The following is a 15,521-nucleotide window of genomic DNA, read 5'->3' on the forward strand; positions in this document are numbered from 1 at the left end:
GGGGGCGCGCGGTCCGCGCTGTCGGTGGGGCGTGGCAGGATCGGGGACGTGGCAGAAACAGCATCGAAGAAGACCGACACGACCCAGGGCGGCACCCGTCCCCGGCTGATGCTCATGGACGGGCACTCGCTCGCCTACCGGGCGTTCTTCGCGCTGCCCGCGGAGAACTTCACCACCGCGACGGGCCAGCCGACGAACGCGATCTACGGCTTCGCCTCGATGCTGGCCAACACGCTGCGCGACGAGGCGCCCACGCACTTCGCGGTGGCCTTCGACGTCTCCCGCAAGACCTGGCGTTCGCAGGAGTTCACCGAGTACAAGGCGAACCGCTCCAAGACCCCGGACGAGTTCAAGGGGCAGGTGGAGCTGATCGGCGAGCTGCTCGACGCGATGCACGCCCCGCGCTTCGCCGTCGAGGGGTACGAGGCGGACGACATCATCGCCACCCTCGCCACCCAGGCCGAGGCCGAGGGCTTCGAGGTGCTCATCGTCACCGGCGACCGCGACTCCTTCCAGCTGGTCTCCGAGCACACCACGGTGCTCTACCCGACCCGGGGCGTGTCCGAGCTGACCCGGTTCACCCCGGAGAAGGTCGTCGAGAAGTACGGGCTGACCCCCGCCCAGTACCCGGACTTCGCCGCGCTGCGCGGCGACCCCTCGGACAACCTGCCGGGCATCCCGGGCGTCGGCGAGAAGACGGCCGCGAAGTGGATCAAACAGTTCGGCTCCTTCGCCGAGCTGGTCGAGCGGGTCGACGAGGTCAAGGGCAAGGCCGGGCAGAACCTCCGCGACCACCTGGAGGCCGTCAAGCTCAACCGTCGCCTGACCGAACTGGAGCGGAACGTCCCGCTGCCGAAGACGGTCGCCGACCTCGCCCGCGCCCCCTACGACCGCAAGGCCGTCGCCGTCTTCCTGGACGGCCTGGAGATCCGCAACCCGTCGCTGCGCGAGCGGCTCTTCGCCGTCGACCCCGGAGCGGAGGAGGCCGAGAGCACCCCGGTCGCCGCGGACGGCGTCGAGGTGGACGGCACCGTGCTGGGCACCGGCGAGCTGGCCGGGTGGCTCGCCGAGCACGGGAGCGAGCCGCTGGGGGTGGCCACGGTCGCCACCTGGGCCCTGGGCACCGGTTCGGTCGCCGAGATCGCGCTCGCCACCGCACAGGGACCGGCCGCCTGGTTCGACCCCGCCGAGCTGGACGAGGCCGACGAGCGGGCGCTGGCCGCCTGGCTGGCTGACCCCGACCGGCCCAAGACCTTCCACGACGCCAAGAGCGCGATGCGGGTCTTCGCCGAGCACGGCTGGACCATCGAGGGCGTCACCATGGACACCGCGCTGGCCGCCTACCTGGTCAAGCCCGGTCGGCGCTCCTTCGACCTGGATGCGCTGTCCCTGGAGTACCTGCACCGCGAGCTGACGCCCGCCGCCCAGGCCGACGGCCAGCTCGCCTTCGGCGCGGACGAGGCCGCCCAGGCGGACGCGCTGATGCTCCAGGCCCGCGCGATCGTCGACCTCGGGACGGCCTTCGAGACCCGGCTGGAGGAGGTCGGCGCCGCCGAGCTGCTGCGCGACATGGAGCTGCCCACCTCCGCGCTGCTGGCCCGCATGGAGCGGCACGGCATCGCCGCGGACCGCGCCCACCTGGAGGCGATGGAGCAGACGTTCGCGGGCGCGGTGCAGCAGGCCGTCAAGGAGGCCCACGCGGCCGCCGGGCACGAGTTCAACCTCGGCTCGCCCAAGCAGCTGCAGGAGGTCCTCTTCGGCGAGCTGAACCTGCCGAAGACCAAGAAGACCAAGACCGGCTACACCACCGACGCCGACGCCCTGGCCTGGCTCGCCACGCAGACCGACAACGAACTGCCGGTGATCATGCTGCGCCACCGTGAGCAGGCCAAGCTCCGCGTCACGGTCGAGGGCCTGATCAAGACCATCGCCGCCGACGGCCGGATCCACACCACCTTCAACCAGACCGTCGCGGCGACCGGACGCCTGTCCTCCACCGACCCCAACCTGCAGAACATCCCGGTGCGCACCGACGAGGGCCGGGCCATCCGCCGCGGGTTCGTGGTCGGCGAGGGCTACGAGTCCCTGATGACCGCCGACTACAGCCAGATCGAGCTGCGCGTGATGGCGCACCTGTCCGAGGACGAGGGCCTGATCCAGGCGTTCACCTCCGGCGAGGATCTGCACACCACGGCCGCCTCCCAGGTCTTCGGCGTGGCCCGTTCCGCGGTGGACGCCGAGATGCGCCGCAAGATCAAGGCGATGTCGTACGGCCTGGCCTACGGGCTGTCCGCCTTCGGCCTGTCCCAGCAGCTGAACATCGACGCCGCCGAGGCCCGCGCCCTGATGGAGGCGTACTTCGAGCGGTTCGGCGGCGTCCGGGACTACCTGCGCCGGGTCGTCGACGAGGCCCGGGCGACCGGCTACACGGCGACGCTCTTCGGCCGCCGCCGCTACCTGCCCGACCTCAACAGCGACAACCGCCAGCGCCGCGAGGCGGCCGAACGCATGGCCCTGAACGCGCCCATCCAGGGCACGGCCGCGGACATCGTCAAGATCGCCATGCTGAAGGTGGACGGGGCGCTGCGCGAAGCCGGCCTGCGCTCCCGCATGCTGCTCCAGGTCCACGACGAGATCGTCCTGGAGATCGCCCCCGGCGAGCGGGCCGCGGTCGAGGAGATCGTCCGCCGCGAGATGACCGGCGCCGTGCAGCTGCGGGCACCGCTGGACGTGTCGGTCGGCGTCGGCCCGGACTGGGAGTCGGCCGCGCACTGAGCAGCCCCGGCGGGACGGGGGAGCGGGGCGGGCCCACGGGCTCCGGCGCCGTTCCCCCGTCCGGCCCGTGCACCGCGCCGGGACGTCACTCCGGCGGCCCCTGCCCGGGCGCACGCGCCCTCGGCGCCCGCCAGGATGCGGGCATGGGTATACGCATGCTCCACCACCGGCCGGCGGTGTCCCGGGCGGCCGCCGCAGCGGCCCCCGCCGCACCGCCCTCGCCGGTCCCGGCCTTCGCCGCCGGCGCAAGCACCGCCCGTATCCCCGTCGGTCCCGCCACCGCCGTACGCCGTGCGACGACCGGCCTGAGCCGCCGTCTCGCACCCGGTGAGCCGTGCCCCTGGCGCGTGTGGGCCGACCTGGCCCGCGGTTATGTCGCACTCGCCCTTGAGGGGCTGCCGCGGCCGGCCCCCGCCCGCACCTTCACCGTCTTCGTCGCGCCCGTTCCCCCGCCTGCCGAGAGCCCGCGCGGCCCATCCGGCCGCGACCCGGGCCCGCACCGACAGGGCCGGCCCGCTCCCGCGGGCGGGCCGGGCCGTGACGACCACCGGCCCCACGACGATCGTCCCCGCCCCCAGGAGCAGGGCACTCGCCCCGACCGACGCCCGGACGACCGGAACCCGCCGGGCTTCCAGGGACCGGTCGGCAACCGGTGAGCCGGGCGGTGCCGGGCGGCCGAGGGCCCGGCTGCCGCCCGGCACGGCACTCCCGCAACCGCCCCTGCACCGGCCGTCGTGCCGGGCGTTTCCGCCCTCCGCGCGGACGCCGGAAGAAGCCCCCGACCGCCCGGCAGCAGGCCCCCGGCCTGCCACGCCGCTGTGCTGACCAGCCGTCACATCGGCCCTCCCACGGCTGCGTCGCCCACCCCTCCCACGTGTCGCACTCGACACCGCCCGCCCAACAGGACACGACGGACCGGTGAAATCCGGGCACCGACGACTCCCGGCACAAAGGAAGCTGTCGTAGGGTCACGTGCGTCGTACACCTGCATGTCCTCACCAGGGCAACCGGTACCGCGGGTCGATCGTCACAACAGGGCGAACAGACAGCACAGCAGGACGCTCGGACGTCCACGGGAGGGGTTCAGTTCATGGCGGCGTACTTCCGCAGGAGGCTGTACAGGGGAGCGGCCACCACGGCCGTGGCCGCAGCGGCGGTCGCGGCGCTCACCGCCTCCCAGGCTCCCGTCGACGCGGTCGACGGCCAGGACAGACCCACCGCCACCGACACCGGCCCGGCCTCCGACGGCGACGGCGCCGCCACCGGCAACTCGCCGTACTACACGGACCTTCCGCCGCTGAGCACCGCCGACCCCGCGCCGGACACCGAGGCGACGACCCCGCACCCCCCGTCCGAGGCGGGCATACCCGCGACCGTGCTCGACGCCTACAAGAAGGCCGCGGCCGAACTGCGCGCCGCCAAGCCCGGATGCAATCTGCCCTGGGAACTCCTCGCCGCCATCGGCAAGGTGGAGTCCGGTCAGGCCCGCGGCGGTCGCGTCGACGCCGAGGGCACCACGACCTCCAAGATCCTCGGACCGGTCCTCGACGGCAACGGCTTCGCCCGCATCCCCGACACCGACCACGGCGTCTGGGACGGCGACACCACCTACGACCGCGCGGTCGGCCCCATGCAGTTCATCCCCTCCACCTGGGCCTGGGCGGGGCGCGACGGCAACGGCGACGGCGTGAAGGACCCCAACAACATCTACGACGCCGCGCTCGCCGCGGGCCACTACCTGTGCCGCAACGGCTGGGACCTGTCCGACCCGGACGACCTCGACCGGGCGATCCTCAGCTACAACAACTCCCAGGACTACCTGCACACCGTCCTGTCCTGGCTGGAGTACTACCGCAAGGGCACCCACACCATCCCGGACGGCACCGGCCCGCTGCCCTCCGGGCGCAGCGACAGCACCGGAACCCACCGTGGACCGTCGTCCCCCACGCCCTCCGCACCGCCGGCGAGCCCCCGGCCGGGCCACGACGCCGACGGCGGCGACAAGGGCGAGGACGACCAGGACGGCAAGGGCAGCCAGCAGGGTCAGGACGGCAAGGAAGGCCAGGACGGCACCGCACCGGGCGACTCGGGCACGGCGCCCGGCACCGGCACCGGAAACGGCAGTGGCAGCGGGAACGGCACCGGCAACGGCAGCGACGGTACGGGCCGGACGCCGCCGGACTCCACGACCCCGCCGGCCACGCCCACCGACCGCGTGCACCACCTCGCCGACGCGGACACCGGCGAACTCACCGCCATGGCCGGCGACACCTTCGAGCAGCGGATCCGCGCCCGGGCCGAGACCGAGGACGGCGAAGGCGTCGCCGAGGTCCGGGTCCGCTTCGTGATCACCGGCGACACCGACACCACCTTCGCGGACGGCGAGAAGGTCGCCACCGTCCTCACCGACGACTCCGGAGTCGCCGAGGCCCCGGCGCTGCGGGCGGGCGAGCAGATCGGTGAGATCACCGTGCGCACCGTCCTCGTCGGCCGCACCGTCCCCGGCCCGGAGTACCAGGCCACCGTCACCGAGCGCGCCGCCGACACCCTGGTCCGCACCGACGAGGCGACACCGGTCTGCACGCCCGGCGGCGCGTTCGCCGAGCAGATCGAGGTGAGGGCGACCTACCACGGTGCACCCGCGGACCGGGTCGCGGTCACCGCCACGCTCGTGAAGTCCGCCGACGACCCGGCCGAGAACGACAAGGGCCCCTACTTCGAGGACGCCGACGGCACGCCCGTGCGCACCCTGACGGACCTGCGCACCGACGACCAGGGCCGGCTGAAGCTGCCGAAGCTGTACGCGGACGACACCACCGGCACCTTCCTGCTGCGCCTCACCACCGCCGGCGGCGCGACGCTCACCGTGGAACTGGAGGTCACCGGCGACGACCCCGCCGACCCCTCGCCGGGCACCTCCACCGAACCCGGCCGCGGCACCTCCACCGAGCCCACGCCGGGCACCTCCGCCGGGGCGTCGCCCGCCGCCTCCCGGTCACCGTCCGCCTGAGGCGTCCGCGCCCGGCCCGCGCAGGACTCCCGCCGCCGGAGGCGTCCCGCGACGGCGGGACGTCCCCGGCGGCCGTCAGGAGCGCCGCAGCCGGGCGTTCGTGTGCCGGGTCGGCTCCGCGGTCGCCGGGTCCTCGGGCCAGGGATGCCGGGGATACCGCCCCCGCAGCTCGGCCCGCACCGCCCGGTAGCCGTCCTGCCAGAAGGAGGCCAGGTCGGCGGTGACCGCGGCGGGCCGCCCGGCGGGGGAGAGCAGATGCACCAGCACCGGCACCCCGGCCACGGCCGGCGTCTCCCGCAGGCCGAACATCTCCTGGAGCTTGACCGCGAGCACCGGCTGCGCGGGATCGGTGTAGTCGAGACGGATCCGGGACCCGCTGGGCACGGTGATCCGCTCCGGGGCCAGCTCGTCCAGCCGTGCCGCCTCGCCCGACGCCCACGGCAGCAGCCGCGCCAGCGCCTGCCCGGCGTCGATCCGGGCCAGGTCCGCGCGGCGCCGGGCCCGGCTCAGCTCCGGCTCCAGCCACTCCTCCGCACGCGCCAGCAGCGTGCCGTCGTCCACGGCGGGCCAGGGCTCGCCGAGCCGGTGGTGCAGGAAGGCCAGCCGCCGGCGCAGCGTCTCGGCGTCCGCCGTCCACCGCAACAGCCCGAGCCCCTCCTGCCGCAGCCCGTCCAGCAGCGCCTCGCGGATCCGGCCGGCATCGGCCCCGGCTGCCGGGCGCACCGCCAGCTCCACCGCCCCCAGCCGCTCGACCCGCCGGGCGACGACGTCGCCGTCGGCCCAGCGCACCTCGTCCCGCTCCTCGTGCAGGGCCTGCGCCGCGAGCCGGGCGACGTCCTCGTCGACGGCCGCGGCCAGCCGCACCCGGGCGTGCCGGAAACCGGCCGGCCGGTCGGCCACCGCGACCGCGATCCAGGGGGAACCGCGCAGCGCGGAGTCCTCGGGCAGCTCGGCGCGCGTCCCCGACACCATCAGATACGAGCCGCCGTCGAGCCGGGCCACCCGCTCCGGGAAGGCCAGCGCGGTGACCAGTCCGACGAGACGGTCGCCGGACAGCGGTGCGCCGGCGTCCTGCCCGCGACCGGGGCCGTCCCCGGTCCGCGTCCCGCCGGCCGGTGTCCCGGCACCGGCGGTCGCGGCGGCGCGCAGCCGCCGCACCTCGGATCGCCACCGCGCGGGGTAGCCGTCGCGCCCGCCGCGCCGGCCCGACCCGGCGTTCTCGTTCTCCGCCCGGCCGGCCCGGCGGACGGCCCGCAGCGCCGCCGCGAGATCGTCGCCGTACTCGCGCGGCACCTCCTCGCCGAGCAGGGCGACGACCTCGGCGACCGCCCCGGCGTCGGCCGGCCGGGCGGAGGCGTCCAGCAGGGCCCGGCCCAGCCGCGGGTGCACGCCCAGGCGGGCCAGCCGCACACCCCGCTCGCTGGCCCGCCCGGAGGCGTCCACCGCGCCCACCGCGGCCAGCACCGTCCGTGCCGCCGCCATCGCGCCGCCCGGCGGGGCGTCCAGCAGCGCGAGCCCGGAGGCGTCGGGGTCGCCCCAGCAGGCCGCCTGCAGGGCGAACGCGGTCAGGTCGGCCACCTTGATCTCGGGAGAGGGGAAGCGGGGCAGCCGCCCGTCCTCGGCCTGGTCCCAGCACCGGTACACCACGCCCGGCGCCTCGCGGCCGGCCCGTCCGGCCCGCTGCCGCGCCGACGCCTGCGAGGCCCGGACGGTGGTCAGCGCGCTCAGTCCGCGCGCATGGTCCACCCGCGGCTCCCTGGCCAGTCCCGAGTCGACGACCACCCGCACCCCGGGCACCGTCAGCGACGACTCCGCCACGGAGGTGGCGAGCACCACCCGGCGGCGCCGCCCCGGCGTCAGCACCGCGTCCTGCACGGCCGCCGGAGCCCGCCCGTGCACCCGGAGCACCTCCACCTCGCCGAGGTCCCCCAGCTGCCCCGCGACCCGCTCGATCTCGCCCACGCCGGGCAGGAAGCACAGCACGTCCCCGGTCCGCTCGGCGAGCGCGCGCCGCACCACCGACGCCACGTGCGCCAGCAGCGCCGGGTCGACCCGCAGGCCGTGCGGCGGCCGCACCGGGCGCGGCGGCGGAGCCCACACGACGTCCACCGGATGCGACGCCCCGTGCGCCTCGACCACCGGAGCACCGCCGAGCAGCCGCGCCCAGCCCTCCGCGTCCGTGGTCGCCGACGCGGCCACCAGACGCAGTTCGGGCCGCAGCGTTCGGCGTACGTCCCACAGAAAGGCCGCCGCGGTGTCCGCGTCCAGATGCCGCTCGTGGCACTCGTCCAGCAGCACCACGTCCACGCCCGCCAGCTCCGGATCGCGCTGCAGGCGCTGCACCAGGACACCGGTGGTCACGACCTCCACACGGGTGCGCGGCCCGGCCACCCGCTCCCCGCGGACGGTGTAGCCGACGTTCGCGCCGGTCTCCTCGCCCAGCAGCCAGGCCATCCGGCGCGCCGCAGCCCGCGCCGCGATCCGCCGCGGCTCGGCCACCACCACCCGCCGGGCCGTTCCGCCCTCGTCGAGCAGCCCGGCCAGGGCGAGCGGCACCAGGGTCGTCTTGCCGGTGCCGGGCGGCGCCACCAGGACCGCGGTCCCGTGGCCGTCGAGGGCGTCGTGCAGAGCGGGCAGGGCGTCGCGCACCGGCAGCGCGTCCAGGGCGTCGTCACGGATCACGCCCTCCAGTGTCCCCACCCCGCCGGCCGGGGCGGACGGCACCCCGCGCGGGCGCCCCCGCCCGGCGGGACCCTCAGTCCCGGGCGCAGACGAAGATCGCCGTGCCCGGGATCAGATGCCCGCGCAGCGGGGACCAGCCGCCCCACTCGGAGGTGTTCCAGTCCGGCCACTCCGGCTCCACCAGGTCCACCAGGCGGAAGCCCGAGGTCACCACGTCCCGGACCCGGTCGCCGAGGGTGCGGTGGTGTTCCACGTAGACGGCGTTGCCCTCCTCGTCCTGCTCCACGTAGGGCGTGCGGTCGAAGTAGGAGGCGGACACGCTCAGGCCCTCGGGGCCGGGCTCGTCGGGGAAGGCCCAGCGGATCGGGTGCGTCACCGAGAACACGAACCGCCCGCCCGGCCGCAGCACCCGGTGCACCTCCCGCAGCACCAGCCGCGGGTCCGCGACGAAGGGCAGCGCCCCGTACGCGGAGCAGGCCAGGTCGAAGGAGCCGTCCGCGAAGGGCAGCGCACCCGCGTCGGCGCACACCAGAGGGAAGGAGCCGCCGATGCGCAGCGCGTGCTGCAGCTGGCGGTGCGACAGGTCCAGGGCCACCGGGCGGGCGCCCTGCGCGGCCAGCCAGCGCGAACACTGGGCGGCACCGGCGCCGACCTCCAGGACGTCCTTGCCCTTCAGCTCCTCCACCGGGCCGAGCAGCTCGGCCTCCACCTCGTCCAGGCCCTCGGGGCACCACACGAACCGGTCGTCGCCGAGGAACGTGCCGTGCTCGGTCTGGTACTCGTCGGCGTTGCGGTCCCACCAGCCCCGGTTCGCCCGGACGCTCTCCGTGACACCGGCCGCGCGCCGCGTGGCCTCCGGCTCGGGCGCCGGGGCGCCCGTCTCCCGCTCTTGGATGATCCGCTCCCTCGTCGTACTCTTCCTGCAGCCCGCCGGGCGGAGCGCCGCGGCGGGTGCCGGCGCCCGTGCCGGACGCCGGGCGGAGACAGGGTGTGTGCCGCTTATGCGGTGGTCTGCCCTGGGTGTGCGGCTTCGCGCATTGACCATGCCCGCCTGCCCCCGTATGCTACAAGTTGCGCTGCGGGCCTGCGCGCCTCGGACGGAGCAGGCTGCGCTCGCATCTGTTGTTGTCCCCTCGGTTGTCGAGGCGCCGCCCTAGGTGGCGCTTCCTTGGCTGTCCGGCTTCTACAGAGCGAAACGGGCTCCGGCGTAAGCAGTACCTACGACTTCAATGTCCGTACCGGAGCCCTTTCCCACATGACGAGCAGCACCGAGACCACCGCGACCACCCCTCAGGTAGCGGTCAACGACATCGGTAACGAGGAAGCCTTCCTCGCAGCGATCGACGAGACGATCAAGTACTTCAACGACGGCGACATCGTCGACGGCGTCATCGTGAAGGTCGACCGGGACGAGGTCCTGCTCGACATCGGGTACAAGACCGAAGGTGTCATCCCGAGCCGCGAGCTCTCGATCAAGCACGACGTCGACCCGAACGAGGTCGTCGCCGTCGGTGACGAGATCGAGGCCCTGGTTCTCCAGAAGGAGGACAAGGAAGGCCGCCTGATCCTCTCGAAGAAGCGCGCCCAGTACGAGCGTGCCTGGGGCACCATCGAGAAGATCAAGGAAGAGGACGGCATCGTCACCGGTACCGTCATCGAGGTCGTCAAGGGTGGTCTCATCCTCGACATCGGCCTCCGCGGCTTCCTCCCGGCCTCCCTGGTCGAGATGCGCCGTGTCCGCGATCTCCAGCCGTACGTCGGCAAGGAGCTCGAGGCGAAGATCATCGAGCTGGACAAGAACCGCAACAACGTGGTCCTCTCCCGCCGTGCCTGGCTGGAGCAGACCCAGTCCGAGGTCCGCCAGACGTTCCTCACGACCCTGCAGAAGGGTCAGGTGCGCTCCGGCGTGGTCTCCTCGATCGTCAACTTCGGTGCCTTCGTGGACCTCGGCGGCGTCGACGGTCTGGTCCACGTCTCGGAGCTGTCCTGGAAGCACATCGACCACCCGTCCGAGGTCGTCGAGGTGGGCCAGGAGGTCACCGTCGAGGTCCTCGACGTCGACATGGACCGCGAGCGTGTCTCCCTGTCGCTGAAGGCGACCCAGGAAGACCCGTGGCAGCAGTTCGCCCGTACCCACCAGATCGGCCAGGTCGTGCCCGGCAAGGTCACGAAGCTGGTTCCGTTCGGTGCGTTCGTCCGTGTGGACGAGGGCATCGAGGGTCTGGTCCACATCTCCGAGCTGGCCGAGCGCCACGTGGAGATCCCCGAGCAGGTCGTCCAGGTCAACGACGAGATCTTCGTCAAGGTCATCGACATCGACCTCGAGCGCCGTCGCATCAGCCTCTCGCTGAAGCAGGCCAACGAGGCCTTCGGTGCCGACCCGCTGGCGGTCGAGTTCGACCCGACCCTGTACGGCATGGCCGCGTCCTACGACGACCAGGGCAACTACATCTACCCCGAGGGCTTCGACCCGGAGACCAACGACTGGCTGCCGGGCTACGAGAAGCAGCGCGAGGAGTGGGAGCGCCAGTACGCCGAGGCCCAGGCCCGGTTCGAGGCGCACCAGGCCCAGGTCATCAAGTCCCGCGAGGCGGACGCCGCTGCCGCCGCCGAGGGTGGCGACGCCGGCGCCCAGGCGTCCGGTGGTTCGTACTCCTCCGAGGGTGGCGACAACTCCGGCGCCCTGGCCTCCGACGAGGCCCTGGCCGCCCTGCGCGAGAAGCTGGCCGGCGGACAGAGCTGACGCTCGCCGCAGGGCCCTTCCCGGCCCGAGGCTGACGGCCGTGGCCCGCACCCCGAACGGTGCGGGCCACGGCCGTTCCGGTACACAGCACCCGGACACCTCACGAGGTCGCCGGCGTCCCGGACGCGCGCGGGAATGCCCGTTGGCCGCGCCTCGTTGTACTCATGCGAACACAAGGAGGGGCGTTCACAGTGCTTGATCCGCAGGGTTTGTACGCATGGGAGCCGAAGGGCCTGTCGGTCGTCGACATGGCGCTCGCCCAGGAATCGGCCGGCCTAGTCATGCTGTACCACTTCGACGGCTACATCGACGCCGGCGAGACCGGGGGTCAGATCGTCGAGCGGCTCCTCGGTTCGCTGCCCCACCAGCTCGTGGCCCGCTTCGACCACGACCGGCTCGTGGACTACCGCGCCCGGCGCCCCCTGCTGACCTTCCGGCGCGACCGCTGGACCGGCTACGAGGTGCCCGCCATCGAGGTGCGCCTGCTGCAGGACACCACCGGAGCCCCGTTCCTGCTGCTGTCCGGCCCGGAGCCCGATGTCGAGTGGGAGCGCTTCGTCGCGGGCGTGCTGCAGATCGTGGAACGGCTCGGGGTGCGCCTGTCGGTGAACGTGCACGGCATCCCCATGGGCGTCCCGCACACCCGCCCGGTCGGTCTCACCCCGCACGGCAACCGGAGCGACCTCGTCCCCGGTCACCGCAGCCCCTTCGAGGAGGCCCAGGTGCCCGGCAGCGCCGAGGGCCTGCTGGAGTACCGCCTCATGGAGGCCGGACACGACGTGCTGGGCGTGGCCGCGCACGTGCCGCACTACATCGCCCGCTCGCCCTACCCGGACGCCGCCCTGACCGCCCTGGAGGCGATCACCGCCGCCACCGGCCTGGTCCTGCCGACCGTCGCCCATGCGCTGCGCAGCGACGCCCACCGCACGCAGACGGAGATCGACCGGCAGATCCGCGAGGGCGACGAGGAACTCACCGCCCTCGTCCAGGGCCTCGAGCACCAGTACGACGCCGCGGCCGGGGCGCAGACCCGCGGGAACATGCTCGCCGAGCCTCTGGAGATCCCCTCGGCCGAGGAGCTCGGTCGCGAGTTCGAGCGGTTCCTGGCGGAGCGGGAGGGCGGCGAGAACTGACGCCCGCCGGGCGCCGTCGCATCCTCGGGATCTAAGCTGCCGCTCATGCTGAAGGTAGGCCTGACCGGCGGGATCGGAGCCGGCAAGAGCGAAGTGTCCCGGCTGCTCGTGGAGTACGGGGCGGTCCTGATCGACGCCGACCGCGTCGCACGCGAGGTCGTCGCCCCGGGCACGCCCGGCCTGGCGGCGGTCGTCGAGGCGTTCGGCCCCGAGATTCTCGCCCCCGACGGTTCCCTGGACCGGCCCCGGCTCGGCGCGCTCGTCTTCAACGACCCGGACAAGCTCGCCCTGCTGAACTCGATCGTCCACCCGCTGGTCGGCGCCCGCTCCCGCGCGCTGGAACAGGCCGCCGCCGAGGACGCCGTCGTGGTCCACGACGTCCCCCTGCTGACGGAGAACGGCCTGGCCCCGCTGTACGACGTCGTCGTCGTGGTGGACGTGGCGCCCGAGACGCAGCTCGACCGTCTGGTGCGGCTGCGGGGCATGACCGAGGAGGACGCGCGCGCCCGGATGGCCGCCCAGGCCACCCGGGAGGAACGCCGGAAGATCGCGGACATCGTCATCGACAACGACGTCCCGCTGGAGCAGCTGCGCCGGCGGGTGCGCGAGGTGTGGGAGGAGCTCGTGCGCCGGGCGCACGCCGCCGCCCCGGCCGCGCGGTCCGCCGAGCCGGAGGCCACCGGGGGCGCGTCGGAGCAGACGCCCCAGGAATAGCTCTGCCCTGCACAGGCGTTGAAGCGCCTCAGTGAGGGAAGGACTGTGTCGTGCCCGACTCCAGCGGTTCCACCGGAGGCACTCCGGAGACGCATGTCATAGATTTCCGCGCCGCCGAGCGTCTGCTGGCCGCGCGGGACCCGCAGGGCGCGGTGAAGCTGCTCGACTCGGTCATCGCCGCGCACCCCGAGAACACCGCCGCCCGCCTGCTGCGGGCGCGCGCCTTCTTCGCCGCGGCACAGCTCAGACCGGCGGAACTCGAGTTCAGCATCGTGCTGGAACGGGAGCCGGACAACGCCTACGCGCACTTCGCGCTCGGCCGGACCTACGAGCGCCAGGGCCGCCCCGAGCAGGCACGGCGCCACTTCCGGCTCGCCGCGGCACTGGATCCCAACCCCGAGTATCTGCAACGGGCCAAGTTCGACACGTAGGACGCCGAGGCAAGGCCTCTGCCTACGACGGTCGCCCGCCCTCCACGCGGGCGTGCCGTCCGCCCCGCCCGCGTGCCCGCCGTCACCGGTCCCGGTTCTCCGGCGGCTCGTACGGGGGGACGTCCCGGCCCGGCTGGAAGTGCGGGCCCTGCCGGATGTGGCGCACGATGACGCCGAAGTCCACGGCCATCAGCACCAACAGCACCCCGCAGGCCGCCGCCCAGCCCGGGTGGCCGAGCAGCACGAACACCACCATGGCGGCGATCACCCACGCCATCCCCCACACGCTCAGCCACAGCCGGGCCCGCAGGGCACTGCGCGCGGTTCTCGGTTCGCTGCCTGTCCGCATGGCCATCACCGCTCCTTATCGCACCGTACTCGCCTCGCGAGGAAACGGGCAAAAGGGGCGACGGTCGGCCGGGTTCACCGGCCGCGCGTGCGGCCCTTCGACCGGCCGGATCCCTCCCGGCCTCCGGTGCCCGGGCCGGGCAGGCCGGTCAGACCGCGCAGGCGCTCCAGTTCGCGGCGGTCGCGCTTGGTGGGGCGGCCGGCGCCGCGGTCGCGCACTCCGATGGGGGCGACGGCCTCGCGGGGCGGGGGCGGCGGGGAGTTGTCGATGTAGCACTGGGCGGCCACCGGGGCGCCCACCCGCTTGCGGATCAGCCGGGTGACGACGACGATCCGCTCCCGGCCCTCGTGCCGCAGCCGCACCTCGTCCCCGACACGCACCGCGTGGGCGGGCTTGACCCGCTCGCCGTTCACCCGGACGTGTCCGCCGCGGCAGGCGGCGGCACCGATGGAACGGGTCTTGACCAGCCGGACCGCCCAGATCCAGCTGTCGATGCGCACCGTCTCGCCGTTCGCCGGGGCAGCCGCCTCCGCGGCGGCGACGGCCGCGGCGATCTTGGGATCCACGGCGGCGGGCGGCTCGGCCCCGGCCTTGCCGGCGTCCCGGTCCCGGTCGCGGTCCATGTCGCGCTCGTCGTCCTCCACAGCCATGGCTATGACCTTAATCTCTCCGCGGCCCCACCCCCGGACGGCCGCCCGCACGGCCGTGCGAGGCCCGCGAGGTCGCGGGCGAGGACACCGCCGCCCTGACGCACCGCGGGACCGTACGGTGGAGCCATGGACTCCAGCGGCCTGGCGGCCCTCGACCGGCGGATCACGCGGTGCCGGGCCTGCCCGCGGCTCGTGGCCTGGCGCGAGGAGGTGGCCAGGACCAGACGTGCGGCCTTCGCCGACCAGCCGTACTGGGGACGGCCGGTGCCGGGGTTCGGGCCGCCGGACGCCCGCCTGCTGATCGTGGGGCTCGCCCCGGCCGCGCACGGCGGCAACCGCACCGGCCGCATGTTCACCGGGGACCGCTCCGGCGACGTGCTGTACCGGGCGCTGTACGACCTCGGACTGGCCTCGCAGCCACACTCCGTGCACCGGGACGACGGCCTGCGCCTGTACGGCGTGCGGGTCACCGCACCGGTGCACTGCGCACCGCCCGCCAACAAGCCGACGCCCGGCGAGCGCGACACCTGCCGGCCCTGGCTGGTGCAGGAGCTGCGGCTGCTGCGGCCGGGTCTGCGGGCCGTGGTCGTGCTCGGCGCCTTCGGCTGGCAGGCGGCGCTGCCCGCCCTCGCCGAGGCCGGCTGGACGGTGCCCCGGCCTCGCCCCGCCTTCGCGCACGGCGCCCATGTGCGGCTGGACGGCCTCGACCTCTTCGGCTGCTTCCACGTCAGCCAGCGCAACACCTTCACCGGCCGCCTGACTCCCGCGATGCTCCGGGACGTCCTGCGCACGGCGGCGCGGACGGCGGGGCTGCCCGTGGCGGACTTGCCGAGCGGTCAGGGCGAGTGAGCCGGGGCAGTGAGCCAGGCAGGGGAGACCGTGGCGCACGCGCGGGACGCCCGGCCCCGGCCCTGCGACGAGCGAGGCCGACGGCAGGGGCCCTGCCGGACGGTGCGGACCCGAGACGTGCGGACCCCAGACGATGCGGACCCCAGACGATGCGGACCCCAGACGATGCGGACCCGAGTCGGGGC

At 74.2% G+C, this 15,521-nt stretch carries 11 protein-coding genes; 7 read left to right on the plus strand and 4 right to left on the minus strand.

Annotated features, from left to right (window positions below; translation table 11 throughout):
- Positions 1–48 precede the first annotated feature (48 nt).
- Positions 49–2,775, plus strand: coding sequence for a DNA polymerase I (gene polA / locus OG899_RS20380; RefSeq protein WP_189427559.1), 2,727 nt, complete (start codon positions 49–51; stop codon positions 2,773–2,775).
- A gap of 1,090 nt (positions 2,776–3,865) precedes the next feature.
- Positions 3,866–5,785: a lytic transglycosylase domain-containing protein gene (locus OG899_RS20385; protein ID WP_356847173.1), complete on the plus strand. Its 1,920-nt coding sequence runs from the start codon at positions 3,866–3,868 to the stop codon at positions 5,783–5,785.
- Between the two features lie 75 nt (positions 5,786–5,860).
- Here the strand turns inward: OG899_RS20385 and hrpB are convergent, their stop codons facing one another.
- Both hrpB and OG899_RS20395 read right to left on the minus strand, forming a co-directional pair.
- Entirely contained in the window at positions 5,861–8,467 is a 2,607-nt protein-coding gene (gene hrpB, locus OG899_RS20390; protein ID WP_189427560.1) for an ATP-dependent helicase HrpB, read from the minus strand.
- A 73-nt stretch (positions 8,468–8,540) separates the two neighbouring features.
- On the minus strand, positions 8,541–9,512 hold the full coding sequence (locus OG899_RS20395; protein ID WP_229813673.1) for a class I SAM-dependent methyltransferase: 972 nt from the start codon (positions 9,510–9,512) through the stop codon (positions 8,541–8,543).
- Between the two features lie 210 nt (positions 9,513–9,722).
- Between OG899_RS20395 and rpsA the strand changes: the two genes are divergently transcribed.
- The 4 genes from rpsA to OG899_RS20415 all read left to right on the plus strand — a co-directional run bounded on the left by rpsA (position 9,723) and on the right by OG899_RS20415 (position 13,488).
- Positions 9,723–11,210, plus strand: a complete 1,488-nt coding sequence (gene rpsA / locus OG899_RS20400; RefSeq protein ID WP_125499254.1) for a 30S ribosomal protein S1 — start codon at positions 9,723–9,725, stop codon at positions 11,208–11,210.
- A gap of 191 nt (positions 11,211–11,401) precedes the next feature.
- On the plus strand, positions 11,402–12,343 hold the full coding sequence (locus OG899_RS20405) for a proteasome assembly chaperone family protein (protein WP_125499253.1): 942 nt from the start codon (positions 11,402–11,404) through the stop codon (positions 12,341–12,343).
- A gap of 45 nt (positions 12,344–12,388) precedes the next feature.
- Positions 12,389–13,057 (plus strand): dephospho-CoA kinase, encoded by a 669-nt coding sequence (coaE, locus tag OG899_RS20410; protein ID WP_125499252.1) that lies wholly within the window; start codon positions 12,389–12,391, stop codon positions 13,055–13,057.
- A 50-nt stretch (positions 13,058–13,107) separates the two neighbouring features.
- On the plus strand, positions 13,108–13,488 hold the full coding sequence (locus OG899_RS20415) for a tetratricopeptide repeat protein (RefSeq protein WP_168131343.1): 381 nt from the start codon (positions 13,108–13,110) through the stop codon (positions 13,486–13,488).
- Positions 13,489–13,570: 82 nt separating this feature from the next.
- Here OG899_RS20415 and OG899_RS20420 read toward each other — a convergent pair whose 3' ends face one another.
- Positions 13,571–13,837: a DUF6343 family protein gene (locus OG899_RS20420; protein WP_125499268.1), complete on the minus strand. Its 267-nt coding sequence runs from the start codon at positions 13,835–13,837 to the stop codon at positions 13,571–13,573.
- A 74-nt stretch (positions 13,838–13,911) separates the two neighbouring features.
- Positions 13,912–14,487: an RNA-binding S4 domain-containing protein gene (locus tag OG899_RS20425; RefSeq protein WP_125499250.1), complete on the minus strand. Its 576-nt coding sequence runs from the start codon at positions 14,485–14,487 to the stop codon at positions 13,912–13,914.
- A gap of 126 nt (positions 14,488–14,613) precedes the next feature.
- Here OG899_RS20425 and OG899_RS20430 point away from each other — a divergent pair, with 126 nt between their 5' ends.
- Positions 14,614–15,336, plus strand: a complete 723-nt coding sequence (locus OG899_RS20430) for a uracil-DNA glycosylase (RefSeq protein WP_125499249.1) — start codon at positions 14,614–14,616, stop codon at positions 15,334–15,336.
- The last annotated feature ends 185 nt before the right edge of the window (positions 15,337–15,521 follow it).

Source organism: Streptomyces thermoviolaceus, from assembly GCF_045209695.1.
In the GTDB taxonomy this organism is placed as follows: Bacteria; Actinomycetota; Actinomycetes; order Streptomycetales; family Streptomycetaceae; genus Streptomyces; species Streptomyces thermoviolaceus.